The organism is Streptomyces griseorubiginosus, assembly GCF_036345115.1.
GTDB classification, from domain to species: domain Bacteria; phylum Actinomycetota; class Actinomycetes; order Streptomycetales; family Streptomycetaceae; genus Streptomyces; species Streptomyces griseorubiginosus_C.
On record NZ_CP107766.1, the window covers coordinates 7,395,534 to 7,421,753 of the forward strand.

General features: G+C 70.2%; 26 protein-coding genes and 1 pseudogene. 16 read left to right on the forward strand and 11 right to left on the reverse strand.

The genetic code is table 11. From position 1 onward, the window contains the following. The first annotated feature begins 6 nt into the window (after nucleotides 1-6). Entirely contained in the window at nucleotides 7-1,161 is a 1,155-nt protein-coding gene (locus OHN19_RS33385; RefSeq protein ID WP_330267768.1) for a right-handed parallel beta-helix repeat-containing protein, read from the forward strand. A 252-nt stretch (nucleotides 1,162-1,413) separates the two neighbouring features. On the opposite strand, the gene OHN19_RS33390 is transcribed toward OHN19_RS33385, so the two are convergent. Together OHN19_RS33390 and OHN19_RS33395 are read right to left on the reverse strand one after the other, a co-directional pair. Beyond that, nucleotides 1,414-2,268 (reverse strand): hypothetical protein, encoded by an 855-nt coding sequence (locus OHN19_RS33390; RefSeq protein ID WP_330267769.1) that lies wholly within the window; start codon nucleotides 2,266-2,268, stop codon nucleotides 1,414-1,416. Continuing rightward, nucleotides 2,265-2,831, reverse strand: coding sequence for a SigE family RNA polymerase sigma factor (locus tag OHN19_RS33395; protein ID WP_330267770.1), 567 nt, complete (start codon nucleotides 2,829-2,831; stop codon nucleotides 2,265-2,267). The genes OHN19_RS33390 and OHN19_RS33395 overlap by 4 nt, the downstream gene beginning before the upstream one ends. A gap of 239 nt (nucleotides 2,832-3,070) precedes the next feature. On the opposite strand from OHN19_RS33395, the gene OHN19_RS33400 reads away from it, so the two are divergent. After that, a complete protein-coding gene (locus tag OHN19_RS33400) occupies nucleotides 3,071-4,474 on the forward strand; it encodes an NCS2 family permease (protein ID WP_330267771.1) in 1,404 nt (467 codons plus the stop codon). Between the two features lie 47 nt (nucleotides 4,475-4,521). Here the strand turns inward: OHN19_RS33400 and OHN19_RS33405 are convergent, their stop codons facing one another. The 3 genes from OHN19_RS33405 to OHN19_RS33415 form a co-directional block, all read right to left on the reverse strand. Continuing rightward, nucleotides 4,522-5,973, reverse strand: a complete 1,452-nt coding sequence (locus OHN19_RS33405; protein ID WP_330267772.1) for a peptidoglycan D,D-transpeptidase FtsI family protein — start codon at nucleotides 5,971-5,973, stop codon at nucleotides 4,522-4,524. A 92-nt stretch (nucleotides 5,974-6,065) separates the two neighbouring features. After that, complete coding sequence (locus tag OHN19_RS33410; protein WP_330267773.1) at nucleotides 6,066-6,536, reverse strand: GNAT family N-acetyltransferase; 471 nt, start codon at nucleotides 6,534-6,536, stop codon at nucleotides 6,066-6,068. Nucleotides 6,537-6,561: 25 nt separating this feature from the next. After that, on the reverse strand, nucleotides 6,562-7,335 hold the full coding sequence (locus tag OHN19_RS33415) for an IclR family transcriptional regulator (protein ID WP_020121403.1): 774 nt from the start codon (nucleotides 7,333-7,335) through the stop codon (nucleotides 6,562-6,564). A 129-nt stretch (nucleotides 7,336-7,464) separates the two neighbouring features. Between OHN19_RS33415 and OHN19_RS33420 the strand changes: the two genes are divergently transcribed. The 6 genes from OHN19_RS33420 (at nucleotide 7,465) to OHN19_RS33445 (ending at nucleotide 13,448) form a co-directional block, all read left to right on the forward strand. Then, a complete protein-coding gene (locus tag OHN19_RS33420) occupies nucleotides 7,465-8,994 on the forward strand; it encodes an aldehyde dehydrogenase (NADP(+)) (protein WP_330267774.1) in 1,530 nt (509 codons plus the stop codon). Nucleotides 8,995-9,039: 45 nt separating this feature from the next. Continuing rightward, on the forward strand, nucleotides 9,040-9,648 hold the full coding sequence (locus OHN19_RS33425) for a DUF1349 domain-containing protein (RefSeq protein ID WP_330267775.1): 609 nt from the start codon (nucleotides 9,040-9,042) through the stop codon (nucleotides 9,646-9,648). A 105-nt stretch (nucleotides 9,649-9,753) separates the two neighbouring features. Continuing rightward, on the forward strand, nucleotides 9,754-10,479 hold the full coding sequence (locus OHN19_RS33430) for a DsbA family oxidoreductase (protein WP_330267776.1): 726 nt from the start codon (nucleotides 9,754-9,756) through the stop codon (nucleotides 10,477-10,479). A 98-nt stretch (nucleotides 10,480-10,577) separates the two neighbouring features. Then, nucleotides 10,578-11,639, forward strand: a complete 1,062-nt coding sequence (locus OHN19_RS33435) for an aminotransferase class V-fold PLP-dependent enzyme (protein WP_330267777.1) — start codon at nucleotides 10,578-10,580, stop codon at nucleotides 11,637-11,639. Nucleotides 11,640-11,695: 56 nt separating this feature from the next. Beyond that, nucleotides 11,696-12,304 (forward strand): RNA polymerase sigma factor, encoded by a 609-nt coding sequence (locus OHN19_RS33440; protein ID WP_330267778.1) that lies wholly within the window; start codon nucleotides 11,696-11,698, stop codon nucleotides 12,302-12,304. A gap of 121 nt (nucleotides 12,305-12,425) precedes the next feature. After that, entirely contained in the window at nucleotides 12,426-13,448 is a 1,023-nt protein-coding gene (locus OHN19_RS33445; protein WP_330267779.1) for a maleylpyruvate isomerase family mycothiol-dependent enzyme, read from the forward strand. A gap of 15 nt (nucleotides 13,449-13,463) precedes the next feature. Here the strand turns inward: OHN19_RS33445 and thpD are convergent, their stop codons facing one another. The 6 genes and pseudogenes from thpD to OHN19_RS33475 all read right to left on the reverse strand — a co-directional run bounded on the left by thpD (nucleotide 13,464) and on the right by OHN19_RS33475 (nucleotide 18,633). Next, entirely contained in the window at nucleotides 13,464-14,354 is an 891-nt protein-coding gene (gene thpD, locus OHN19_RS33450) for an ectoine hydroxylase (protein ID WP_330267780.1), read from the reverse strand. Continuing rightward, on the reverse strand, nucleotides 14,354-14,758 hold the full coding sequence (locus OHN19_RS33455) for an ectoine synthase (RefSeq protein WP_020140787.1): 405 nt from the start codon (nucleotides 14,756-14,758) through the stop codon (nucleotides 14,354-14,356). Before OHN19_RS33455 ends, thpD begins: the two co-directional genes overlap by 1 nt. A 28-nt stretch (nucleotides 14,759-14,786) precedes the next feature. Then, a complete protein-coding gene (gene ectB, locus OHN19_RS33460) occupies nucleotides 14,787-16,058 on the reverse strand; it encodes a diaminobutyrate--2-oxoglutarate transaminase (protein ID WP_330267781.1) in 1,272 nt (423 codons plus the stop codon). 80 nt (nucleotides 16,059-16,138) lie between these two features. Beyond that, complete coding sequence (ectA, locus tag OHN19_RS33465) at nucleotides 16,139-16,645, reverse strand: diaminobutyrate acetyltransferase (RefSeq protein WP_330267782.1); 507 nt, start codon at nucleotides 16,643-16,645, stop codon at nucleotides 16,139-16,141. Nucleotides 16,646-16,951: 306 nt separating this feature from the next. Then, nucleotides 16,952-17,378, reverse strand: a pseudogene (locus OHN19_RS33470) (DinB family protein). Nucleotides 17,379-17,532: 154 nt separating this feature from the next. Further along, nucleotides 17,533-18,633 carry a pyridoxal-phosphate-dependent aminotransferase family protein gene (locus OHN19_RS33475; protein WP_330267783.1) on the reverse strand — a complete coding sequence of 367 codons (1,101 nt, stop codon included), beginning with the start codon at nucleotides 18,631-18,633 and terminating at the stop codon, nucleotides 17,533-17,535. Nucleotides 18,634-18,740: 107 nt separating this feature from the next. On the opposite strand from OHN19_RS33475, the gene OHN19_RS33480 reads away from it, so the two are divergent. From OHN19_RS33480 to OHN19_RS33515, 8 genes are all read left to right on the forward strand, one after another. Beyond that, nucleotides 18,741-19,604 (forward strand): transporter substrate-binding domain-containing protein, encoded by an 864-nt coding sequence (locus OHN19_RS33480; protein ID WP_330267784.1) that lies wholly within the window; start codon nucleotides 18,741-18,743, stop codon nucleotides 19,602-19,604. Continuing rightward, nucleotides 19,601-20,434, forward strand: coding sequence for an amino acid ABC transporter permease (locus tag OHN19_RS33485; RefSeq protein ID WP_330267785.1), 834 nt, complete (start codon nucleotides 19,601-19,603; stop codon nucleotides 20,432-20,434). Before OHN19_RS33480 ends, OHN19_RS33485 begins: the two co-directional genes overlap by 4 nt. Then, entirely contained in the window at nucleotides 20,431-21,216 is a 786-nt protein-coding gene (locus tag OHN19_RS33490; RefSeq protein ID WP_330267786.1) for an amino acid ABC transporter ATP-binding protein, read from the forward strand. Before OHN19_RS33485 ends, OHN19_RS33490 begins: the two co-directional genes overlap by 4 nt. 96 nt (nucleotides 21,217-21,312) lie before the next feature. Then, nucleotides 21,313-22,404, forward strand: coding sequence for an amidohydrolase family protein (locus tag OHN19_RS33495; protein ID WP_330267787.1), 1,092 nt, complete (start codon nucleotides 21,313-21,315; stop codon nucleotides 22,402-22,404). Between the two features lie 192 nt (nucleotides 22,405-22,596). Continuing rightward, nucleotides 22,597-23,493 (forward strand): SCO1860 family LAETG-anchored protein, encoded by an 897-nt coding sequence (locus OHN19_RS33500; protein WP_330267788.1) that lies wholly within the window; start codon nucleotides 22,597-22,599, stop codon nucleotides 23,491-23,493. 160 nt (nucleotides 23,494-23,653) lie between these two features. After that, nucleotides 23,654-24,280, forward strand: a complete 627-nt coding sequence (locus OHN19_RS33505) for a hypothetical protein (RefSeq protein ID WP_330267789.1) — start codon at nucleotides 23,654-23,656, stop codon at nucleotides 24,278-24,280. 170 nt (nucleotides 24,281-24,450) lie between these two features. Next, complete coding sequence (locus OHN19_RS33510; protein ID WP_330269768.1) at nucleotides 24,451-25,305, forward strand: ABC transporter permease; 855 nt, start codon at nucleotides 24,451-24,453, stop codon at nucleotides 25,303-25,305. Further along, on the forward strand, nucleotides 25,302-26,189 hold the full coding sequence (locus OHN19_RS33515; protein ID WP_330267790.1) for a carbohydrate ABC transporter permease: 888 nt from the start codon (nucleotides 25,302-25,304) through the stop codon (nucleotides 26,187-26,189). Before OHN19_RS33510 ends, OHN19_RS33515 begins: the two co-directional genes overlap by 4 nt. Nucleotides 26,190-26,220: the final 31 nt, after the last annotated feature.

A 26,220-nucleotide genomic window follows, 5' to 3' on the forward strand; every position in this document is an offset into this window, starting at 1 on the left:
GCCCCCGTGCGTCACAGCACCGGACGCCACCGCCGCACCCGCACGCTCTCCGTCGCGGCGGCGGTCGCCGTCGCCGCGGGCGCGGGCGGCGTCCACCTCGGCCTGTCGGGCGGCGGCGCCGAGGCCGCGTCCTCGACGGTCGTCGTCTCCGGCACGGCCCAGCTGGAGGCCGCGGTGCGGAACGCGACCGCCGGTACCACGATCCTGGTCCGCGCGGGCACCTACACACCGGCGGCCACCCTCAAGTCCACGGCCGACGGCACGAGTTCGGCACGCATCACGTTGCGGCCGTACGGCGACGAGCAGGTACGGATCGACGGGTCCAGGCTCCCCGCCGGGTCCTGGCTGGCCGGGATCGACGGCGACCACTGGACCGTCCAGAACCTCACCTTCCAGAACTCCCCGGCCCAGGGACTCGTCGTCACGTCCTCCGTCGGCGGCGTCTTCAGGAACCTCGTCACCGCGGGCAACGGGGACGCCGGATTCACCCTGCGCGGGGACGGGACCCGCGACAACCTAGTCCAGAACCTGGACAGTCACGGCAACTACGACCCCGCCGGGCACGGCCGGAACGCCGACGGGATCGCCGTCAAGTTCGGCTCCGGGACCGGCAACCGGATCACCGGCGCACGCCTCTACGACAACGCGGACGACGGGATCGACCTCTGGCAGTTCTCCTCACCGGTCACCGTCGAGCACAGCTGGGCCTACGGCAACGGAAGGAACCGCTGGAAGGACCCCGCCTTCGAGGGCGACGGCAACGGGTTCGAGCTGGGCGGCGGAGGCGTCACGGTCGCGCACCTCGTCAACGACAACGCGGCCTGGGACAACGCCCGGCACGGGTTCACCGAGAACTCCAACACCGGGGCGATCGTGCTGAACCGCAACACGGCCTGGTCCAACGCCCGGACCGGGTTCTCCTTCGCCACCGGCAAGGCGCGACTGGCCCGGAACCTGGCGGTGGGAAACAAGGGGGGTCCGGTCGAGCAGGGTTCCTCGACCGTGTCCGCGGCGAACACCTGGGACAGTGGGGTCGGCACGCCCGCTTTCAGGTCGGTGGACGCGACGACGGCGTACGGGGCCCGCAGGACGGACGGTTCGCTGCCCGCCACGACCTTCCTGACCACCGGCTCCACCACCGTCGGCTCGACGATGGACTGAAGGAACCCCACGAGGACCCCCACGACTGAGGCCCCGCACCGACGAAACGCCCCGCCTGTCGTCACAGGCGGGGCGTTCCGCGTGCCGGCCCGAGGGGGGCTGCAGCCGGCAGCTGCCGACCGAGGGGGGCTCAGGTCGACAGGTCGGTGCACTGGAAAAGACGTCTGAAACGAACGTGAGGTTGTGTCACTTCGGACCCAGAAGTATCACTTCAGCACAAGATCAGCCAAAGATCAGCCCAAGAAGCGACGCCTACGAGTCCCCTTCGCCCGCCGAACCGTCATCCGTCGCCGCGAAGCCGCCCTTCACCGCGAGCTCGTCGGACTTCGTAGCCGCCGTCGCCGTGTAGGCGTCGTCCTTCGCGTCCCTGCCGCCGCGCTCGTGGTTGTACTGCCCGGCGAACACCCACTCGCCCTTGGGGACCGTACGGCCGTCCTTCAGAACCCAGGTGTAGACGAGGAAGCCGTCTTTCTCGGCGACCGTGAGCGTGAAGTCGTCCTCGGGCAGCGACCGCCAGGCGCCGGCGTTGGTGACACCGCCGGTCTGCGCGATCCGCAACTCGACGGTGAGCGCGGTCAGTTGCTCGGAGGTCTTGAAGGTCAGATTGCTCTGCGCCCAGAACTCGTTGCTGTGCGGGTCCACCGAGCCGTCCGACCACAGCGGACCGTCCTTCACCCCGGAGGCCTGCACCCGGGGGGAGGCGCTGGGGGTGTGCGAGGGCGTACCGCTCGGCCTGTCGGGCTTCCGGGTGGGGGTGGAGCGCGGGGTCGGATCCGCCGGCGGGGCGGGCGGGCGGCTCGTGGCGTCGGGGGACGGGGTGGGCGTGTCCGTGGCGGCGACCGACTTCTGCGCGGTCGGCTCGTCCTTGACCGCGGACGCCACCGCGTAGCCACCGAGCCCCAGGACGCAGGCGACCGCGGCCGTGGCGCTGACCACCCGCACCCAGCCGTACACCGGCGGCCGGGTCGCCCGGTGGTCGGGGCGGCTCTGCTCCGACATGCCGCGCTCGACGCGGGCGAGGATCCGCTCGCGGTTCGGCTCGTGCTCCTCGGCCGCGCCCTGCAGCCGGGCGCGCAGTTCGCCGTGCACGTCCCGCTGCATGGTCATCGGTCCCTTCCTCCGGCGTCACCGGTGCGTGCCATCGCGGCCTGCATCCTCAGCGGGGCGTTCCGGGTGCCGAGCAGCCGTTGCAGCTCGGCCATCCCTTTCGAGGTCTGGCTCTTAACCGTACCGACCGACACACCCAGGGCCAGCGCGGTGTCCTTCTCGGAGAGGTCGAAGGCGTGCCGCAGCACGACGCACGCCCGCTTGCGGAACGGCAGCCTGCGCAAGGCCTCCTGGACGTCGACCACGCCCGCCACGTCCGGGTTCTCGACCTTCTCCTCGCGCTGGGACCAGAACAGGGCGATCCGGCGGCGCTCGCGGACCGCGCTGCGGATGCGGGTGCGGGCCAGGTTGGCGACCACCCCGCGCGCGTAGGCCGCCGGGTGGTCGGCCGCACGCACCCGGTCCCAGCGGTGCCACAGCGCCAGCAACGCGTCCGCCGCCAGATCGTCCGCCGCGTCCGACTCACCGGTCAACAGATGGGCGAGACGGGACAGTTCGGCGTAATGGCGCTCGAAGAAGGCATGGAACTCCACGGAGGCGTCGTCGTCGACGACAGTGCCCACGGACTACCTCTCTCACGGTGGGTGTCATGTGAATGACATGTGATCGTTCCGGGCGTGCCGGGACGAGATCCGGAAGCGTAGCAGTGGATCGTGTGCATGTTCTCGTACGGGTCTTCGAACGGTGTCCGGTTCATCGGGTCCGATTCCGTAACACGGGGAAAACCCGAACCAGGTTCAACACGAGGACAATCCAGCCAGCATCCGCACACAGATCATTCAGGCATCAGGGAGCAGCCACCATGTCCGTCGACCAGTACTTCAGGATCTCCGAACGGGGGTCCACCTTCACCCGGGAGATACGAGGCGGCTTCGCCACGTTCTTCACGATGGCCTACATCCTTGTCCTGAACCCGATCATCCTCGGCAGCGCGAAGGACAAGTTCGGGCACCAGTTGGACGCGGTCCAACTGACCACCGCGACGGCCCTGGTGGCCGCGGTGATGACGATCATCATGGGCGTGGGCGGCAACCTGCCGCTCGCGCTCGCCGCCGGGCTCGGGCTGAACGCCGTCGTCGCCTTCCAGATCGCCCCGCTGATGAGCTGGGACGACGCGATGGGGCTGGTCGTATTGGAAGGCCTGCTGATCTGCGTCCTCGTGGTCACCGGCCTGCGGGAGGCCGTCATGAGAGCCATCCCGCAACCGCTCAAGCAGGCGATCAGCGTCGGCATCGGGCTGTTCATCGCCTTCATCGGCTTCGTGGACGCGGGATTCGTCAGCCGCATCCCCGACGCGGCGAACACCACCGTGCCGGTGCAGCTCGGGGGCACCGGCGCCCTCAGCGGCTGGCCGATCCTGGTGTTCTGTCTCGGCGTGCTGCTGACCATCGGGCTGCTCGCCCGCAAGGTCAAGGGCGCGATCCTGATCAGCATCGTGACCATGACGATCCTCGCGATGATCATCAACTCGATCGCCGACATCAAGACCTGGGGACTGACGACCCCGGCCTGGCCCGACAAGATCGTCGACACCCCCGACTTCGGACTCATCGGTCACTTCAGCCTGTTCGGTGCCTTCAGCGCGCCCGGCGTGGGTGTGATCACCGTCGTCCTGCTGATCTTCACGCTGATCCTGTCCGACTTCTTCGACACCATGGGCACGGTCGTCGGCATCAGCGCGGAGGCGGGGCTGCTGGACGAGAAGGGCAAGGTGCCCAACCTGGGCCGGGTGCTCCTCATCGACGGGGCCGCGGCGGTGGCCGGCGGCGCCGCGTCCGCCTCCTCCGCCACGTCGTACATCGAGTCGGCGGCCGGGGTCGGCGAGGGCTCGCGCACGGGCTTCTCGAACCTGGTCACCGGTGGGCTGTTCGGCCTCGCGCTGTTCCTGACCCCGCTCCTGACCATCGTGCCGCTCCAGGCCGCCGCGCCCGCCCTGGTCGCCGTCGGGTTCCTGATGATGACCCAGGTCAAGCACATCGACTGGGACCGCTACGACATCGCGATCCCGGCGTTCCTGACCATCGCCGTGATGCCCTTCACCTACTCGATCACCAACGGCATCGGGGCGGGCTTCCTCGCCTACGTCGTGATCAAGCTCGTGCTCGGCAAGGCGAAGGAGATCCACTGGCTGCTGTGGGGGACGGCCGCGCTGTTCCTGGTGTACTTCGCGATCGACCCCATCGAGCAGCTGCTCGGGGCCAAGTGACCACCGGGCTCGGGTAACCACGGGGGTCGAGTAACCACCGGAACCGCTCAGTTCTTGAGGGCCGCCTCCATCATGGCCTTGGCCACGGGGGCGGCCAGTCCGTTTCCGCTGACCTCAGAGCGGGCCGCGTTCGACTGCTCGACCACCACGGCCACGGCGACCTCCTTGCCGTCCGCCTTCCCGTAGGACGTGAACCAGGCGTACGGCGTCTGGCTGTTGTTCTCGCCGTGCTGGGCGGTGCCCGTCTTGCCGCCCACCGTGACACCGTCGATCCTCGCGTTGGTGGCGGTGCCGTCCGTCACCACCGACTGCATCGCCGACTGGAGTTGCTCCGCCGTCCGCGAGCTGACGATCTGCGTGCTGCTCGCCTCGTCGTCGTAGTTCTTCAGGACATCGCCGCCGTTGTCGGTGATCGTCGAGACCATGTGGGGCGTCACCAGCTTGCCGCCGTTGGCTATGGCCGCGGAGACCATGGCCATCTGGAGCGGGGTCGCGGTGACGTCGTACTGGCCGATGCCGGTCAGGGCGGTCGAGGACTTGTTCATCCCGGAGGGATAGACGCTCTCGTAGGCCCGCACCGGGATGTCCTGCGCGGCGTTGTTGAAGCCGAACTTCTCGGCCATCGCCCTCACCTTGTCCTGGCCGAGGTCGACGGCCATCTTCGCGAAGACGGTGTTGCAGGAGTACTCGAGGGCGACCCGGATCGAGGCGTTCTCGCAGGGCGCCGAGGCGTTCTCGTTCCCCAGCGGGGTCACCGTGCCCGGCAGGGTGTACGGGTCCGGGCTCGCGGTCCTCTCGTCCACCGAGGAGTACAGGCCGTCCTCCAGCGCGGCCGCGGCCACCACCAGCTTGAACGTCGAACCGGGCGGCAGCGGCTGGCGCAGCGCGCGGTTGGTCAGCGGCTTGTCGGAGTCGGCGTTCAGCCGCTTCCAGGCGGTGCCCGCGGTGTTGGCGTCCGTCAGCGAGGACGGGTCGTACGACGGCGTCGACACGACCGCGAGGATCTTGCCGGTCGCCGGGTCGATCGCGACGGCCGCGCCCTTCTTGTCGCCGAGCGCGTCGTAGGCCGCCTTCTGCACGGCCGGGTCGATCGTCGTGATCACATCACCGGGCTCGGCCCGCTGGTTGGTGATCGTGTCCATGACGGTCTTCAGCCGGCTGTCCGTGCCGTTGAGGAGGTCGGCGTAGATGCCCTCCAGCTGCGTCGGGGCGTAGGCCTGCGAGGCGTAGCCCGTCACCGCCGCGTACAGCTTGCCGTTCGTGTACGTCCGCTTGTACGCGAGGTCGCTGCCCGTCGTCCTCGCGGAACCTGTGATGGCCTTTCCGGCCACGATGATGTTCCCGAGCGGCGAGGAGTACGTCTCGATCACGTTCCGCCGGTTGTCTTTGTCGTCCGCGAGTGCCTGGCCCTCGTAGAACTGCACCCAGGTCGCCCGAACCAGCAGAGCGAACACCAGGAGCAGCGCGAAGACCGATGCGCGCCTGATCGTCTTGTTCATCCCACTCAGAAGACGATCAGGCGCGAACGAATCGTTCCCATGCGTCAGCTTTTCTCATCGGACGCTCATACAACGCTGCCGCTACGGCGGTGTCAGGCGTCCAGCACCAGGACGAACTCCTCGATCTCCGCGCCGCGCGCGTTGGCGTACCCGGAGGCCCGGGCGGTCATCCGGAACCCGCACTTCTCCAGCACGCGCAGGGAGCCGGTGTTGTCGGTGGCCGCCCGGGCGTACAGGGGACGCTCGGGCACCTGGACGACCAGCTCGCGCAGGGCCGCCGTGGCGATACCACGCCCCCAGTAGGCGCGGTCGATCCAGTACGTCACCTCGCGCTCGCCGGGTTCGCCGTACACCGCCGCGCTGCCCACCACGTCACCGTCCGCGAGCACCGTGCGGTGCACGGCGTCCGAGGCCCGGATCCGTTTCCAGTGGGCGTCGAAGGCGTCCCGGTCGGCCGGGTCCTTCGGGGTGAACGCGGCCATGTGCAGGGCCTCGGGATCGTTCATCTGCCGGAAGAAGACCGGCAGATCACTGTCATGGACCTCTCGGAGCGCGATCTGCATACTCCGAGCCTAGGGGGTGGGTCCGTCAGAGCCTGCGGGTCGCCAGGGTCAGCCGGTCCCGGGCGTCGAACAGGGCGTCCTTCACCAGTTGTTCGTGGGCCGGGGTCAGGCGGGCGACCGGTACCGAGCAGCTGATCGCGTCCCGCGCGGGGGTGCGGTAGGGGATCGCGACGCCGAAGCAGCGCAGGCCCAGGGTGTTCTCCTCGCGGTCCACCGAGAAGCCCTGCTCCCGGATCTGGTGCAGCTCCTCGATCAGCTTCTCGCGGTCGGTGATGGTGTGCTCGGTCAGCGCGGGCAGGGTCTCCGGCAGCATCTTGCGGACCTGCTCGTCGGAGTAGGTGCTCAGCAGCGCCTTGCCGAGGGAGGTGGAGTGCGCCGGGAGCCGGCGGCCGACTCTCGTGAAGGGCCGCAGGTAGTGCTGGGACTGCCGGGTGGCGAGGTAGACGACGTTGGTGCCGTCCAGGCGCGCGAGGTGGATGGTCTCCGTGGTGTCGTCCGAGAGCCGGTCCAGGGTCGGCCGGGCCGCCGCGACCACCTCGTCGCCGTCGATGTAGGAGGTGCCGACGAGCAGCGCCCGCACCCCGATGCCGTACCGCGTGCCCGTCGCGTCCGTCTCCACCCAGCCCAGCTCCACCAGCGTGCGCAGCAGCATGTAGAGGCTGGACTTGGGGTAACCGACGGCCTCCTGGACGGCCGCCAGGGAGTGCATGCCGGGGCGCCCGGCGAAGTATTCGAGCAGTTCAACCGTCCGTACCGCGGACTTGACCTGTGACCCGCCGCCCGTCTCGCCTGCCGACATCGCCCTTGACCCCTTCGTTGGACGAGAACCAGAGTTATAGTCTCCAGCAGCATATTCACCATCAGAGACAGCGTTCAGCATATCGAACGTTCCTGGTGAATGACCCGGATACACCTGGAGGGACCCGCGGTGGCAGCAGCACCAGTCTGGAGTGTCGACCCCCGAACCGGGAAGCAGCGCGAACAGGTTGCGGTGGAGGCCACAGCCCAGGAGGTGGACGCCACTGTCCGCGCCGCGTACGACGCGCGCGCCTCCCTCGCCGACCGCACCGTCCGCGCGGCCTTCCTGCGCACCGCCGCCGACCTGCTCCAGGACTCCAAGGACCACCTCGTCGAGGCCGCCGACGCCGAGACCGCGCTCGGCCCGGTCCGGCTCACCGGTGAGCTCGCCCGCACCAGCTACCAGCTGCGGGCCTTCGCCGACATCGTCGACGAGGGCGAGTTCCTCGGCGTGGTGATCAACCACCCCGACGACACCGCGACCCCGCCCGTCCCGGACCTGCGCCGCTACAAGGTCCCGCTCGGCGTCGTCGCCGTCTACTCCGCCTCCAACTTCCCCTTCGCCTTCTCGGTGGCCGGCGGCGACACCGCGAGCGCGCTCGCGGCCGGCAACCCGGTCGTCGTCAAGGCCCACCCCGACCACCCGGCCCTGTCCGAGCTGGTCGCGTCGGTGCTGCGCCGGGCCGCCGCCCAGCACGACATCCCGGCCGGTGTCCTCGGCCTGGTCCACGGCTTCGAGGCGGGCATCGAGCTGATCAAGCACCCGCTGATCGCCGCCGCGGGCTTCACCGGCTCCGTGAAGGGCGGCCGCGCCCTGTTCGACGCGGCGGCCGCGCGTCCGGTCCCGATCCCGTTCCACGGCGAGCTGGGCTCGCTGAACCCCGTCGTGATCACCGAGGAGGCGGCCGCCGAGCGCGCGGAGGCCATCGGCGCCGGACTCGCCGGCTCCATGACCCTCGGTGTCGGCCAGTTCTGCGTGAAGCCCGGCCTGGTCCTCGTGCCGTCCGGCGCGGCGGGCGACGGCCTGGTGAAGTCCCTGACCGACGCCGTCAGCAACACCGACGCGGGCGTCCTCCTGGACCACCGCATGCGGGACAACTTCGTCGCCGGGGTCGCCGAGCGCGCGCAGCTCCCCGAGGTCGAGTCGCCGGTGACGCCCGGGGCGGGCGGCGAGCACACCGTCAGCGCGGGCTTCCTCACGGTCGCGGCGGAGAAGCTGACCGAGGAGGGGGCGTACGACCTGCTCCTCGAGGAGTGCTTCGGCCCGGTGACCGTGGTGGTCCGCTACGACGACGACGCCCAGGCGCGCTCGGTGCTGTCCCGGCTGCCCGGCAACCTCACGGCGACGGTCCACCTGTCCGAGGCGGAGGCCGCCGGCCAGGGCCGCGGCGGGGAGATCCTGGCGGAGCTGACCCCGCTGGCCGGCCGGGTCCTCGTGAACGGCTGGCCGACCGGGGTCGCGGTGGCCCCCGCCCAGCACCACGGCGGCCCCTACCCGGCGACCACGTCCACGTCCACGTCGGTGGGCGGCACGGCGATCGAGCGCTGGCTGCGGCCGGTGGCGTACCAGAACGCCCCCGAGGCGCTGCTGCCGCCGGAGCTGCGGGACGACAACCCGCTGGGCCTGCCCCGCCGTTTCAACAACCGTCTCGAACGCTAGACACCCGGGCGCCGGGCGCGGAGAGGGAACTGGAAAACTCTGAGGATGGACGTCGAACTCCCCGAACTCCCCTTCCCTCTCCGCACCTACGGCCCCGACGGGCACTGGGCCCACGAGGACGGCATTCTCTCCGGCTGGGCCGGCCCCCGGCAGGACCGGTTCGTGCCGCCCACGGGGGAGGCGCTCGACCCGGCCTCCGACGCGCCCCGCCTGCTCGGCTCCCCCGAGGGGGACTTCCAGCTGATAGCCCGCGTCACCGTGGGCTTCAACGGGTCCTTCGACGCGGGGGTGCTGTACGTCCACGTCGGCGAGCGGGCCTGGGCCAAGCTCTGCCTGGAGAACTCCCCGGACGTGCCCACCGTCTGCACGGTCGTCACCCGCGGCCACTCCGACGACTGCAACTCCTTCACCGTGGACGGCAGTTCGGTGTGGCTCCGGGTCAGCCGCACCGGCCGCGCCTTCGCCTTCCACGCCTCCCGCGACGGCAAGCACTGGACCTTCGTCCGCCTGTTCACCCTGGGCGACGAGAAGGAGACCGGCGCGGCCCTGGTCGGCTTCATGGCCCAGTCCCCGATGGGCGCGGGCTGCGTGGTGACCTACGACCACATCGAGTTCCGGCCGGAGTGGCCGGCCGACCTGCGCGACGGAAGTTGAGCGCCGCCGCACGGTGCGGTGGGGAATGGAACCCGCTGCTTGAATGTTCACCCATTGAAGCGGAGGGAGTCTCCGTACCCGTACGACCCTGGAGAGAGCCGAACCATGCGCGTCGAGATCTGGAGCGACATCGCCTGCCCCTGGTGCTACGTGGGCAAGGCCCGCTTCGAGAAGGCGCTGGAGGCCTTCCCGCACCGTGACGGGGTCGAGGTCGTGCACCGGTCGTTCGAGCTGGACCCGGGGCGGGCCAAGGGGGACGTGCAGCCCGTGCTCGCCATGCTCAGCAAGAAGTACGGCATGAGCGAGGCCCAGGCCCAGGCCGGCGAGGAGAACCTCGGCGCCCAGGCCGCCGCCGAGGGCCTCGCCTACCGCACCCGCGACCGGGACCACGGCAACACCTTCGACCTGCACCGCCTCCTGCACCTCGCCAAGGAGCAGGGCAGGCAGGACGAGCTGATCCAGATCTTCTACCGGGCCAACTTCGCCGAGGAGCGGTCCCTGTACAGCGAGGGCGACGAGCGGCTCGTGGAGCTCGCCGTGGAGGCCGGTCTCGACGCCGACGAGGTTCGCAAGGTCCTCGCCGACCCCACCGCCTACGCCGACGACGTCCGCGCCGACGAGCGCGAGGCCGCCGAGCTCGGCGCGAACGGCGTGCCCTTCTTCGTCCTGGACCGCAAGTACGGCGTCTCCGGCGCCCAGCCCGCCGAGGTCTTCACCCAGGCCCTCACCCAGGCCTGGGGCGACCGCTCCCCGCTCCAGCTGATCGACCAGGGCGCCGCGGACGCCGAGGCCTGCGGCCCCGACGGATGCGCCGTACCGCAGCAGCACTGACAAAAGCGCAGGTCGGCGCGGACGTATAAGCGTTCCTTAGCGGAACCACGTAAAGAATCGCAATGGACCGACAGGTCTTACGGCCCCACAGTGGACCCATGGAGACCTTCGAGAGCCTCGTCCGCGCCGAGTTCGCCCCGAAGAACACCTTCCTCAACACCGCGAGCAGCGGTCTGCTCCCGGCCCGCACCGTGACCGCCCTCCAGGAGGCCGCGCTGATCCGCGCCGAGGGCCGGCCGCTGGACCCGCTGTTCGAGGACGTGGAACAGTCCCGGGCCGCCTTCGCCCGCCTCGCCGGTGTCCCCGTGGCCCGGGTCGCGGCCGGCCCGTCCGTGTCCACCTACTCCGGTCTGGTCGCCGCCTCGCTGCCGCCGGGCGCCGAAGTCCTCACCGCCGAGGACGACTTCACCTCCGTCGTGAACCCCTTCCACGCCCGCGGCGACCTCAAGGTGCGGATCGTGCCGCTGGAGCGGCTCGCCGACTCCGTCCGCCCCGGCACCGCCCTCGTCGCGGTCAGCGCCGCACAGTCCGCCGACGGCCGGATCGCCGACCTGCCCGCCCTGCGGGAGGCCGCGCGGGCCCACGGAACCCGCACCTACGTCGACTTCTCCCAGGCCGCGGGCTGGCTCCCGGTGGACGCAGAGTCGTACGACTACACCGTCTCCACCACCTTCAAGTGGCTGCTCGGCCCGCACGGCGCCGCCTTCCTCGTCGTGCCGCCGGAGTCCGAGGGCTTCGGCGATCTCAAGCCGGTGCTCGCGGGCTGGGTCGCGGGGGAGGTCCCCTGGGACAGCTGCTACGGCCCCATCACCGAACTGGCCCACTCCGCCCGGCGGTTCGACGTCAGCCCGGCCCTGTTCACCTGGGCGGGAACCCGCCGTTCCCTCGAACTCCTGGAGGAACTCGGCGTGGACGCCGTGCGCGCCCACGACCTCGCCCTCGCGGACCGCTTCCGCACGGGCCTCGCGGACCTCGGCCACGCCCCGCTGCCCGCCCCCGGCTCGCCGATCGTGTCCGTGCCGGGACTCGGCGGGCGGCAGCCCGGGTTGAGCGCGGCGGGTATCGAGGTGTCCAACCGGGCCGGCAACCTGCGGGCCTCTTTCCACCTGTACAACACGACCGCGGATGTGGACCGGCTTCTGGACGCCCTGTCTGACTGAACCGCTGGCGCCGGGCCGCCGGGGACGCTAGGAAGGCACCAAGGGGTGGTGGTGCCGTGGAGTCCACGGACGGGACGACGTCCGTACAGCAACCCGCAGACGCGGAGCTGCACCGGCGACTGGTGTACGGCGACGAGTCCGCGCTCGCCGAGGCGTACGGGGTGTACGGCGGGCTGGTGCGGGCCGTCGCGCTGCGCGTGACCCGCAGCGGGGCCGCGGCCGAGGACGTGGCGCAGGAGGTCTTCGCCCAGCTGTGGAGCAGGCCGTACGCCTTCGACGCGCGCCGGGGCAGCCTGCGCACCTGGCTGTCGCTGCTCGCCCACCGGCGGGCCGTCGACTGGGTGCGCAGCGAGGCCCGGCACCGCAAGGACGCCCTCGCCGACGACCTCGCGCTGCACGCCATCCCGGACGGCTCACCCGGCCCCGCCGAGGCGGTCGTCGACCGGGAACGCGCCCTGCGACTGCACACCGCCCTCGCCGAACTCCCGCAGCCGCAGCGGGAGGTGGTGCACCTCGCCTACTTCGCCGGCCGCACCTACCGGCAGGCCGCCGTGGAACTCGGCATCCCCGAGGGCACCGCGAAGACCCGGCTGCGGACCGCGCTGCGCACCTTGGCGGAGACTTTGGCCGACCCACCGGATCCGGCCCTGGAGAGAGGCGCATGATGACGACCGGGGCAAGATGACGACAGGGGCGCGTGAGGGCGGCCCCGCATGAGGGCTCCACAGGCATGACGCCGCCCGTGGCGGGGCGGCGACAGGGGAACACAGGGAAAGGGGGCATCCGGTGACCGATCACGACGACGTACGAGACCTGCTGGCCGCCTGGGCCTTCGGCGCCCTGGAACCGGTTGAGGAACACACGGTCCGACCACACCTGGCCACCTGCGAGAGCTGCGCGGCGGAGGCGGAACGGCTACGCACGACCGCACGACTGCTGGACGGGCCACCGGCGGAGTCGGCCGGCGCGGCGGGTGCCGGTGGTGCCACGTCTCCCCTCGACGCCCTCCTCGCCCGCGCCCGGCGCACCCGGTCCGCCCCGGCGCCCGTGGCCCGGCACGCTGCCCCCTACGCGGCCGCCGTCGCAGCGCTCGGGGCGTTGTTGCCCGAGTTGGCGGGGCGGTGGTCCACGCCCGTGGTGCACGACTGGGACGTGCACGCCACCCTGGCCCATCTCCTCGCCGCCGACGAGCACTTGGCGCTGCGGCTCGGTGTGGGGGCGAGGGTGCCGGGTGCGCGGATCGACGAGGACGCGGAGTGGGGGGCCGCCTGGGAGCGCCGGACCGCCGAGGTGATCGCGCACGAGTACGGCCGTACGCCCGAGGAGACCGTGGCCGCCTGGTCCGCGCAGGCCGCCGACCTGCTCGCCACCCCGTACGCCCGCGACTCCGAACTCGCCGCCGGGACCACACTGTTGCTGGGGATCAGGCTGCCGGTCACCGAGCACTTCCTGGTGCGCGGCTTCGAGGCGTGGATCCACACCGACGACATCGGCCGCGCCCTGGGGATCGCCGTACCGCCGCCGCCCGAGGAGCACCTGGGGCAGCTGGTGCGGCTGGCCGTGCGGATTCTCGGGGGAGCCCTCGGGGCCGGGGCGCCGCCCGTGCTGCTCGCGGTCAGGGGCGGCGAGGAGTGGGTCCTGGGTTCGCAGAGCGATCCCGTGGCCGCCGAACTCACCCTGGATCCCGTGGACTTCTGCCTGCTGGTCGGCGGGCGGTACGCCCCGGACACGGTGCCCCGGAACACGACAGGCGACGCGGCCGCCGTACGGAACGTACTGGAGGCGGCCGCGTCGCTGTCGTGGCTGTGAGACCAGCTCACCGGCTCACTTCACCGGCGTGAAGTCCCTCGCGCCGATGAACTCCGGCCTCCGGATCGGAGCCGCGAACGGCTCCACGGCCTGGTTCTCCACACTGTTGAACACGATGAACACGTTGCTGCGCGGGAACGGTGTGATGTTGTCCCCGGAGCCGTGCATGCAGTTGCAGTCGAACCAGGTCGCCGAACCCGCCTTGCCCGTGAAGAGCTTGATGCCGTACTCGGAGGCCATCGCGGTCAGCGCCTCGTCCGAGGGCGTGCCCGCGTCCTGCATCTGGAGCGACTGCTTGTAGTTGTCCTTCGGGGTGGCCCCCGCGCACCCGAGGAAGGTGCGGTGCGACCCCGGCATGATCATGAGACCGCCGTTGGTGTCGTAGTTCTCGGTCAGCGCGATCGAGACGGACACCGTACGCATGTTGGGCAGGCCGTCCTCGGCGTGCCAGGTCTCGAAGTCGGAGTGCCAGTAGAAACCGCTGGCCCCGAAACCGGGCTTGACGTTGATCCGCGACTGGTGGACGTAGACGTCCGAGCCGAGGATCTGCCGGGCCCGGCCGACGACCCGCTCGTCGCGCACCAGGTTCGCGAACACCTCGCTGATCTTGTGCACCTCGAAGACCGAGCGGATCTCCTTGGACTTCGGCTCGATGATCGAGCGCTCGTCCGCGCGGATCTCCGGGTCGGTGACGAGACGCTCCAACTCGCGCTGGTACACGGGGACTTCGTCAGGTCCGATGAGCTGGTCGACGGCGAGGAAGCCGTCGCGCTCGAACGACTCCAGCTCGGCCGTGGCGATCGGTCCCGGCGCACCGGGGGCCGACCAGACGACCGGGTCCTTGCGGGGGACGGACACCTCGGTGGTGCCGCGGCTGGGGTACAGGTCGGTGATGGTCACGGTCATCACACCTCCTCGGGTTCGGTGAGCAGCGGGTAGACGCCGTTCTCGTCGTGGTCCTCCCGGCCGGTCACGGGCGGGTTGAACACACAGATGCAGCGGAAGTCCTCCTTGATCCGCATGGTGTGCCGCTCGTGCCCGTCGAGGAGGTACATGGTGCCGGGCGTGATCGTGTACTTCTGCCCGGTCTCGTCGTCGGTGAGCTCGGCCTCGCCCTCGACGCACACGACGGCCTCGATGTGGTTCGCGTACCACATCGACGTCTCGGTACCCGCGTACAGGATCGTCTCGTGCACGGAGAAGCCGACCCTCTCCTTGGCGAGCACGATGCGTTTGCTCTCCCATGTGCCGGACGCGGCCTTCACGTGCCGGTCGGTGCCTTCGATCTCCTTGAACGAACGGACGATCACGGTGTTGCGATGCCTCCTAGGTGGTGTTTCAGACGGTTTCCCGTACGGCGCGGGCGAGGATGCTGAGGCCCTCGTCCAGTTCGTCGGGGGTGATCGTGAGCGCCGGGAGCAGCTTCACGACCTCGCTCTCGGGGCCCGACGTCTCGATGAGCAGCCCGAGTTCGAAGGCCCGGTGCGCCACCCGGCCGGCGCGCGCCTTCTCGTGGAACTCCAGGCCCCACACCAGCCCGCGGCCGCGGTACTCCTTGATGTCGGCCAGGTTCTCCTCGGTGATGGAGATGAGCCCCTGCTCGACCTGCTCACCGCGCTTGCGGGTCTGCTTTTCCATCGCGGAACCGTCCGCCCAGTACTGCTCCAGGGTGGCGGTGGCCGTGACGAAGGCCGGGTTGTTGCCGCGGAAGGTGCCGTTGTGCTCGCCCGGCTCCCAGATGTCCAGCTCGGGCTTGAACAGGCACAGGGACATGGGAAGGCCGTATCCGCTGATGGACTTGGAGACGGTGACGATGTCGGGGGTGATGCCCGCCTCCTCGAAGGAGAAGAAGGCGCCCGTCCGTCCGCAGCCCATCTGGATGTCGTCGACGATGAGCAGCATGTCCTGCCGCTCGCACAGCGCGGCGAGGGCCTGGAGCCACTCGCGGCGGGCGACGTTGATGCCGCCCTCGCCCTGCACGGTCTCGACGATCACGGCGGCCGGCTTGTTGAGACCGGAGCCCTGGTCCTCCAGGAGCCGCTCGAACCACAGGAAGTCCTCGACGGTGCCGTCGAAGTAGTTGTCGAACGGCATGGGGGTGCCGTGCACGAGCGGGATGCCGGCGCCGGCCCGCTTGAAGGCGTTGCCGGTGACGGCCAGCGAGCCGAGGGACATGCCGTGGAAGGCGTTGGTGAACGACACGATCGCCTCGCGTCCCTTCACCTTCCGCGCCAGCTTCAGCGCGGACTCCACGGCGTTCGTGCCCGTCGGGCCCGGGAACATGACCTTGTACGGCAGGTCGCGCGGGCGCAGCACCAGGTCCTGGAAGGTCTGGAGGAAGGCGCGCTTGGCGGTGGTCGACATGTCGAGCCCGTGCGTGACGCCGTCCCGCTCCAGGTAGTCGATCAACGCCCGTTTCAGCACCGGGTTGTTGTGGCCGTAGTTCAGTGAACCGGCGCCGGCGAAGAAGTCCAGGTACTCGTGGCCGTCCTCGTCGTACATGCGGCTGCCCTGCGCGCGGTCGAAGACGGTGGGCCAGCCGCGGCAGTAGCTGCGCACCTCGGACTCGAGGGTCTCGAAGACGCTGAGGTCGGGCTGGGTGATGGTCACGACGAATCGCTCCTCGGGTGCGTGGGGGAGAAGTGCGGGTGGTCGGTCGGCGGTCGTTCCGCTGCGCGCGTCGGCCGTGGTCAGGGGGAGAGGGGGCCGATGCGGTAGAGGACCTCGGGGTCGTGCGGCCCGTCGGGGAACAGGCTCGTGTCGAACAGCACCTCACGCTCGACGGCGGCGCCACGGCGTTCGGCGAACGAGGTGAACAGCCGTTCGGAGGCCGTGTTGCCCGGGGTGATCGTGGTCTCCACGGTGGTGAGCCCGCGCTCGGCGGCGAGCCGGGCGGTGAGGCCGTCCAGGAGGGCGGCGGCGAGACCGCGGCCGCGGTACGCGGAGTCCACGGCGACCTGCCAGACCAGCAGGGTGCCGGGCCGGTCCGGGCGGACGTACCCGGTGACGAAGCCGACCGGCTCCCCGCTGTCGTTCCGTGCGACGGCCGAGGTGGCGGCGAAGTCGCGGCACCACAGCAGATAGCTGTACGACGAGTTCAGGTCGAGGACCTTGGAGTCGCGGGCGATCCGCCATAGCGCGGCTCCGTCCGCGACCGTGGGTCGGTCGATTTGCAGGTCTGCTTGTGCGGCAGTCATGCGAATTGAATTTACCGAGGGAAATTCAAAATTGCATCGCCGGATGGGGTTACGTACGGACGCTCGGTGTGTTATCACGCGTGCGCGCAGCAACGCGCGAGAAGTGCCCGATACGCCCCACTGTGCCCAGCAAATATGGGGCAATTCGATCAAGATGTGTAACGCGTCACAGCCGTGTAACCCCCACGAGATCTCCCCGAATTCAGCCTCTGAGCGTTCGCAGAATCTTTGCGTTTAGGACGATGGAAAGCGGGCAGAAGAATACGGGAAGCTAAGCTCCGATAAACTCGGGAATTACCTCGCCAATTATGCTCCGGTAACCCCGTCGATACGTTCCCGCAGGATGTCGGCGTGCCCGTTGTGGCGCGCGTATTCCTCCACACACCCCCCGCCCTCGCGCGACCTCCCGCTGCCAGATCGCCAGCGCCTCGTCGAGCCCGCGGCGCGGATCGAGGACGTAACCGGTGGGCTCGTCGAACACGGGCGGCAGATCCAACCCTCCGACGACCCGCTGGAACCAGTTCCGCTCCACCTCGGCCAGATGCTGCACCAGCCCGAGCAACGTGAGCGCGGACGGCTCGGCGGCCGCGACCCGCACCTGCGCGTCGTCCAACCCCCGGCACTTCAGCTCAAGGGTGGCCCGATGAAAGTCCAGCCAACTCTCCAGCATGGGCCGCTCGTCGCCGGTGAGCAGGGGGATGGGCCGCCCGTCGGGAAGAGTGTGTGTGGTCATGGGTTCAGGGTGTCAGCGCAGAACAACTCCGCCCAGGGCACGCGTCCCACAGGGGCGCGGGGCTGCGTCGATTTGCGGCTCCGCCGCGTGGGCGCGACCAGCCACGACGGACCCGCACCCGCCGACGAACCGAAGTGGCACTACCTCAAAGCGCTCAACGCCAAGCCTCTTCCGCGGCGCGCAGCGCACCCTCCACGTCCACCACCGCGCCCTTCTCCGCCAGCCCAGCCCCCACCGCCGTCAAGCAGCGCCGCACAACCTCCCGCGTCGCGTCCGGACCATAGTGGTTGACGCGGATCATCTCCTTGGACAAGGCTCCACCGCCCGCGGCCAAGGGAGCCGCGGGATCCAGTTCCAGCGCTCGCGTCACCAGTTCGGCGGCGTTCACGTCGCCCGGCGTACGCACCGTCGTCGCGACCGGCGCCGCCGCCCCGTCCGCGTGCACATACGGCTCAAGGCCCCCGCCCAGGACCCGCACCCCCGCCCGCACAGCCGCAGCCGCACCCCGGTGCCGGCCCATCACCGTCTCCAGCCCGTCCGCCTCGATCCGCGCGACGCACGCCTCCAGCGCCAGCATCTCCAACTGCGCCGGCGCGTGCAGCAGAGCGCGACGGCCGCCGTCGATCCAGCGCTCCTTCCAGTCCAGGAGGGAGAGATAGGAGCGCCGCGGCGCCCCCGGGTTCGCCGCCATCCGCTCCCACGCCCGCGAGCTCACCGACACCGCCGACACCCCCGCGGGCCCGCCCATCGCCTTCTGCGCCCCGATCACGCACAGGTCCACACCCCACGCGTCCGGCAGCACCGGCTCGGCGCCCACGGAAGCGACCGCGTCCAGGTAGAACAGCGCACCCCGCCGCCGTACGACCTCTCCGATCTCCGCGACCGGGTTGGTGTTGCCGGTCGCCGCCTCCGCGTGCACCAGCGACACGAAGTCGATCGACGGGTGCTCCTCGAACGCCTCGGAGATCTGTTCGGCCGTCACCGCCGTGTGGAACGGCACCGCCAGGTCGATCACCGTCGCCCCGCAGTCCCGCAGCCAGTCCCCGAAGGTCTGCCCGTACGGACCGGTGATGACGTTCAGCGCGGTCGTTCCCGGACCGGCGGTCCCCCGGATCGCCCCCTCCAGCGGCAGCAGCGCCTCGCCCTGCATGATCACGACGTCCTGCCGGGTGTCCAGCAGCCGGGCCACCCGGTCCTCGATCTCGGCGAAGCGGGCGGCGCTCAGCGGGGCCAGGTCCAGGAGCGGGTGTGTCACGGCGGTGCCTTTTTCTCGGATGGGGTAGAGGTGACGAGAGTAACCGGCGCCCCAACCCGACCGGCGACCCCGTCGCGACCACATCGTTCCCCCCACCGGAGGTCCTCGTGCACACCGTCCCCGGCCGCAGAGCCCACACCCAGGCCCGTCTCCTGGCCGCCACCACCGCCACGGCCGGACTGCTGCTCCTGACCGCGTGCACCTCGACCGACGACGGCGGCAGCGGATCGAAGACCGCCGCGGGCGGGGTCGAACTGGTCAAGGCCGGACAGCTCACCACCTGTACCCACCTGCCGTACCCGCCCTTCCAGTCGGAGATCGACGGCAAGGTCCAGGGCTTCGACGTCTCGCTCGTCGACCTTGTGGCCAAGGACCTCGGCGTGAAGCAGGAGATCCTCGACACCCCCTTCGAGAACTTCAAGACCGGCGCCTTCCTCAACTCCGGCGAGTGCGACCTGGCCGCGGCCGGCATGACCATCACCGAGGAACGCAAGAAGAACGTCGACTTCTCCGACCCCTACTTCGACGCCACCCAGGCGCTCCTCGTCGACAAGGGCAGCGGGATCACCTCGCTCGCCGACGCCAAGGCCAAGAAGGTCAAGCTCGGCGCGCAGGCCCAGACCACCGGCGAGGACTACGCCAAGAGCCAGGGCTTCGACCCGGTCTCCTTCGAGTCCTCCGACGCCGTCCTCAACGGCCTGCGCTCCGGCCAGGTCAAGGCCGTCGTCATCGACTACCCCGTCGTCCAGGGCTGGCTCAAGACCAAGGCGAACGCCGACGCCTTCCAGCTCGCCGGGCAGATCAACACCGGTGAGCAGTACGGCTTCACGGTGAAGAAGGGCAACACCAAGCTGCTCGCCGCCGTCAACAAGGCGATCGCGGACGCCAAGGCCGACGGCACGTACAAGAAGCTGTACGAGAAGTGGATCGGTCCCTACGACGAGTCCGCGGCGTCCCCCTCCGCCTCATGACCGCCACCGACACACAACTCCAGCCCCGCAAGAAGGGCCTGACCAGGCGTCAGAAGCGCAGCCTGTCCCGCGGCATCCAGTACGTCGTCTTCGTCGCCGTCGTGATCGCCTTCGCGGTCTCGGCGGACTGGGGGCGGCTGAAGAACCAGTTCGCCCAGGCCGACATCGCCGACCAGATGTTCCCGGACGTCATCACCCTGGCGCTGAAGAACACCGTGCTCTACACGCTGTCCGGCTTCGTCGTCGGACTCGTCCTCGGCATGGTCATCGCGCTGATGCGGCTGTCGTCGGTCGGACCGTACCGCTGGTTCGCCGGCGTCTACATCGAGATCTTCCGCGGCCTGCCCGCCCTGCTGATCTTCATCTTCATCGGCGTGGCCGTCCCGCTCGCGTTCCCCGGCACGGAGATCATCGGCGGCACCTACGGCAAGGTCGCCCTCGCGCTCGGCCTGGTCGCGGCCGCCTACATGGCGGAGACGATCCGCGCGGGCATCCAGGCGGTGCCCAAGGGGCAGATGGAGGCGGCCCGTTCGCTGGGCTTCTCGCCCGCCCGGGCCATGATCTCGATCATCATCCCGCAGGCGTTCCGGATCATCCTCCCGCCCCTGACCAACGAGTTGGTCCTCCTGTTCAAGGACTCCTCGCTGGTGCTGTTCCTCGGCGTCACCCTGGAGGAACGCGAACTGTCCAAGTACGGCCGCGACCTGGCCAGTACGACCGCCAACTCCACGCCGATCCTCGTCGCCGGCCTGTGCTACCTGCTGGTGACGATCCCGCTCGGGTTCGTGGTCCGCCGTATGGAGGCGAAGGCCCAGGAGGCCGTGAAGTGAGTACCAGCGCTGAAATCGAAGTACGCGGCCTGCACAAGGCGTTCGGCGACAACGAGGTCCTCAAGGGCATCGACCTGGAGATCGGCCAGGGCGAGGTCGTCTGCGTGATCGGCCCGTCGGGCTCGGGCAAGTCGACGTTGCTGCGATGTGTGAACCTGCTCGAAGAGCCCACCAAGGGGCAGGTCTTCGTCGGCGGCACCGAACTCACCGATCCCGACGTCGACATCGACGCCGTACGCCGCCGTATCGGCATGGTCTTCCAGCAGTTCAACCTCTTCCCGCACCTGACGGTGACCGAGAACCTCACGCTGCCGCAGCGCCGGGTCCTGAAGCGGGACAAGGCGAAGGCGGCGCGGGTGGCCGCCGAGAACCTGGAGCGGGTCGGTCTCGCCGAGAAGGCCGACGCCTATCCCGCCTCCCTCTCCGGCGGCCAGCAGCAGCGGGTCGCGATCGCCCGCTCGCTGTCCATGGGCCCGGAGGTGATGCTCTTCGACGAGCCGACCTCGGCCCTCGACCCGGAACTGGTGGGCGATGTCCTCGCGGTCATGCGGATGCTCGCCCAGGAGGGCATGACGATGATGGTCGTCACCCACGAGATGACGTTCGCCCGCGAGGTCGCCGACCGGGTCGTGTTCATGGACGACGGGGTGATCGTCGAGGACGGCACCCCCGCCCGGGTCATCGGTGCCCCCGGCCACGAGCGCACCCGGCACTTCCTCTCCCGTCTCCTCGACCCGGCGATGGCCGACGTGGAGAACGTGGAGGACGAGAAGGGAAGCTGAACCCGTCGACCGGGCCGCCCACCGCGTGGTGGGCCCGGCAGCGCCCGAGGCGGCCCGCTACGGAGACCTGTCGTCCGGCTGACTAGGGTGCGGGGCATGAGCGATCGCGCGGTGCTGCACGTGAAGGGCCGGATCCTGGTCGGCCCCGAGGAGGTCCGGGACGAGCTGTGGGTGGTCGACGGGCGGATCTCCTACGACCGTCCCGTCGCCGCCCGAGAGATCCGCACGGTGTCGGGCTGGGCGCTGCCCGGCCTCGTCGACGCCCACTGCCACGTGGGCCTCGGCCCGCACGGCCCGGTCGACCGGGACGTGGCCGAGCAGCAGGCCCTGACCGACCGGGAGGCCGGCACCCTGCTGGTCCGCGACGCCGGTTCCCCCTCCGACACCCGCTGGGTCGACGACCGCGAGGACCTCCCGAAGATCATCAGAGCGGGCCGGCACATCGCCCGCACCCGCCGCTACATCAGGAACTTCGCCTGGGAGATCGAGCCCGAGGACCTCGTCGCGTACGTCGCCCAGGAGGCCCGGCGCGGGGACGGCTGGGTGAAGCTCGTGGGGGACTGGATCGACCGCGAGGTGGGCGACCTGGCGCCCAGCTGGCCGCGGGCCGAGGTCGAGGCGGCCATCGCGGAGGCCCACCGCCTCGGCGCCCGCGTCACCGCGCACTGCTTCGCCGAGAACTCCCTCCAGGACCTGGTGGAGGCGGGCATCGACTGCGTCGAGCACGCGACGGGCCTCACCGAGGACCTCATCCCCCTCTTCGCCTCCCGGGGCGTCGCGATCGTCCCGACCCTCGTCAACATCGCGACCTTCCCGAAGCTCGCGGACGGCGGCGAGTCCAAGTTCCCCCGCTGGTCCGCCCACATGCGCCGACTCCACGAACGCCGCTACGACACCGTCCGGGCCGCCTACGACGCCGGCATCCCGGTCTTCGTCGGCACCGACGCGGGCGGCACGCTCCCGCACGGCCTGGTCGCGGCGGAGGTCGCGGAACTCGTCACCGCCGGGATCCCCCCGCTGGACGCCCTGGCCGCGACCACCTGGAGCGCCCGTGCCTGGCTCGGCCGCCCCGGCCTCACCGAGGGCGCACCGGCGGACCTGGTGGTGTACGAACAGGACCCGCGCGCCGACGTACGCGTACTGGCGGACCCGACTCGGATCGTGCTGAACGGCCGGGTGCTGCCGTAGCGGCGGGGTGCTGCCGTGACGGCCGGGTGCTGCCACGGCCGGGTGCCGCCGTGACGGCCGGTGAAGACGCGCTCGAAAGCGTGCACGGATGCGCCACGATCGTGTGAACTCCCTGGGGAACGCTGTCGAACGACGGGCGGTGCGACATCCTTTCGAGGTCCCGAGCCAGTCCTCTCTGGGGGTCCCACCACCTTGAACAGCACCAACTTCCGCATGCCCGCACGCCGTCTCGCCACGGTGGCGGCGGCCACCGCCCTGGCCGCCGGTCCCGCGGCACTGGGGGGCGCGAGCGCCGCGCACGCGACCGGCGCGCAGGGCCGGGCAAGCGCCGTCGTCCTGCGCACCGGGCTGGACGTCTCCCTGCTCGACAAGACCGTGAACGTCCCGCTCGCGGTCGCCCTCAACGAGGTCCAGGCCCCCCAGAGCGCCCGGCGAACCGCCCTCAGCGCCACCTTGGACGGCGTGGACGGCGGCCGGCCGTTCAGCGTGCTCACCGCCGAGACCGCCGACGCGAAGGCCACGGTCACCGCCGGGAAGGCCGAGGCCACCACCGAGCTCGCCCACGCGAAGGTGCACGTCCCCGGCCTCCCGCTGCTGTCCCTCGTCGAGATCGAGGGCATCACCTCCGAGGCGACCTGCGAGGCCGGAAAGACCCCGACCGCCTCCTCGAACCTCCTCGGCGCGGTGACCGTGCTCGGCAAGAAGGTCACGGTGACCGCGGGCGGTCCGACCGACGTCAAGGTCCCGGGCGTCGGCGAGGTCCGTCTCGACCTGTCGACGAGTGCGACCACCTCGGACGCGGCCGCCGCCACGGCACTCGAACTCCACGTCGCGGTCGACCCGTTGAAGCTGGGCGTCGCCGAGGTCGAGGGCACCCTCACCCTCGCGAAGGCCACCTGCGAGGCCCCATCGGCCCCTGCCCCGTCAGCGGCTCCCCCGGACGAGATCAAGCCCCAGGGCGGCCCCGCCAAGGAGGCGGGCCTGGCCGAAACCGGCGGCGACTCCCTGACCCTGTACCTCGCGGGCGGCGCCGTGGCCCTCCTGGTGGCCGGCGGCGGAGCGGTGGCCGCGGCCCGACGCCGGGGCTGACCACAGGAAGCGCAAGCGCAGGCCGGGCGCCGCCGCGAAGCATGACGAGCCGTGACCGTCCGCATCGGCGCCCGGTTCACCCGAATGGCACAGTCGCCGTATCTCTGCCACCGTGGGAGTCGAGGGGGCCTGCCCTGCCGTGGGGGGTGAGGAGGTCCCCATGCGTGCAGCCCCTGTGATGCGTGCCGCCCCTTTGACCGGCCTCGCGGCCGTGGTCCTCACGCTCGTCGCCTTCCTTCTGCTCGGCGACACCCCGGAGTACGACGCTCCGGGGCGTCAGGTGCGGTTCTACTACACCGGCCATCAGGGGCGGGTCGGCACGAGCCTGTATCTCCTGGTCATCGCCGCGGTGCTGTTCGTCTTCTTCGCCGCGTACCTGTCCCGCGCGGTCCGGGACCTCCCGGCCGGCGGCTGGCTGCACCGGGTCGTCCTCGCCGGCGGTGTCCTGATCGCCGTCGGCTTCCTGGTGGGCGCGACCCTCACGCTGGCCCTGCTGGACCTCTCGGACCAGTCCTCGGCGACCCCGCAGGCGCTCCAGGCGCTCAACGCCGTCAATGAGGACTTCTTCATCCCGTTCGTCGTCGGCATGGGCCTGATGCTGCTGGCCACGGGATTCGCCACGGTCCGCGCCGCCGACTCCCCACTGCCCCGCTGGCTGAGCTGGGCCGCGATCGCCCTGGGCGTCCTGGTCCTCATCCCCTGGGTCGGCTTCTTCGCCTTCATGCTCGCCGGGGTGTGGGTGATCGTCGCGAGCATCCTGCTGGCCCGCCGCCCCGTGACAGAGTGACGGCGTGAGTGAGAGCGTTTTCATTCGCCCAACCACCCAAGTTTGTCAGAACTGTTGACCCGTGCATGAAAGCGTTTTAACTTCCTCTTCGCTCCAACCCACCGGGAAGAGGGAGAGTCTTGGCCGTCGTCCGACGAAAACGCTTCCAGAGCCGGGCCCTTGTGCTGCTGATGCTGCCCGGCCTCGCCTACTTCCTGCTCTTCCACTACGGCGCCCTGGTCGGCAACGTCATCGCCTTCAAGGAGTACGTCCCCTTCGACGGCCTGTGGGGCAGCCCCTGGACCGGACTCGGCAACTTCCAGCGGATGTTCGAGGACACCGCGTTCTGGGACTCGGTGCTCAACACCGTCTGGATCGCCGTGCTCCAGCTCGTCTTCTACTTCCCGGTCCCGCTCGGCCTCGCCCTGCTGCTGCACAGCCTCACCTGGACCAGCGTCCGCCGCTTCGTGCAGTCGGTGGCCTATCTCCCGCACTTCATCTCGTGGGTGATCGTGGTCGCCCTCTTCCAGCAGCTGCTCGGCGACACCGGACTGCTCAACTCGGGCCTCGGCGGCATGGGGTTGCACACCGTCGACATCATCGGCAACCCCGACGCCTTCAAGCCGCTCGTCGTCGCACAGGTCGTCTGGAAGGACGCCGGCTGGGGCACGATCATCTTCCTCGCCGCGCTCGCCCAGGTCGACGAGCAGCAGTACGAGGCCGCCGCGATCGACGGGGCGGGCCCCTGGCGGCGCTTCTGGCACGTCACCCTGCCCGCCATCCGCCCGGTGATCGTGCTGCTGCTGATCATGCGGCTCGGCGACATCCTCTCCGTCGGCTTCGAGCAGATGCTGCTCCAGCGCGACGCGGTCGGACCCGAGGCCTCCGAGATCATCGACACCTTCGTCTACTACCAGGGCATCGTCGGCGGCGACTACGGATTCGCCGCCGCGGCAGGGCTGTTCAAGGGCGTCGTCGGCGCCCTCCTCGTCTACGCCGCCAACAAGGTCGCCCACCGGCTGGGCGAACAGGGGGTCTACAAGTGAGCAGCCACCTGCGGCCGGGCTGGATGGAGAAGCCGAAGCCCGTCACCCAGGCCGCCAAGGCGGTCGCCCTCGTGGCCGTGGTCCTGCTGGTCTGCGTGCCGTTCCTCGTCATCGTGTCGACCTCGCTCGCCTCCACCCAGGAGGTCGTCGACAACGGCGGCTGGGTGCTGTGGCCGACCGAGCCGAGCCTCAAGGCCTACCGCGACATCCTCGACGGCGGCATCGTCACCCACGCCCTCGGAGTGAGCGTCGGCGTCACGGTCACCGGCACCCTGCTCAGCCTCCTGTGCACGGTGACCCTCGCCTACGCCCTCGCCCGCCCCGGCGTGTTCGGGGGCCGCCCCGTCCTCCTCCTCGTCCTGTTCACGTTCCTCTTCCCACCCGGCATGATCCCGAGCTTCCTGCTGGTCAAGGAGCTGGGCCTGCTGGACAGTTACGCCTCGCTGGTGCTGCCCGTCCTGGTGAACGTCTTCAACCTGGTCGTCCTGCGCGGCTTCTTCCAGGGCATCCCGGACGAGCTCTACGAGGCCGCGCGGCTGGACGGCGCGGGGGACCTCCGGGTGCTGGTCTCCGTCGTACTGCCGCTGTCCAAGGCCGCGTTGGCCGTCGTGGGACTCTTCTACGCGGTGGCGTACTGGAACTCCTGGTTCTACGCCTCCCTGTACCTGGAGAGCGACCACTGGCCCCTCCAACAGGTGCTGCGCACCTATGTGGTGGCCGGTTCCGGGCTCACCGACGCCACCACCGGCGAGGGCACCGTCACCGCCCCGCAGACCGTGCAGATGGCGGTCCTCGTCATCGCCACCGTGCCGATCCTGCTGATCTACCCCTTCCTCCAGAAGTACTTCACCAAGGGCGTGCTCACCGGCGCCATCAAGAGCTGACGCTCACCCAAGCCGACACGAGGTGATCCAC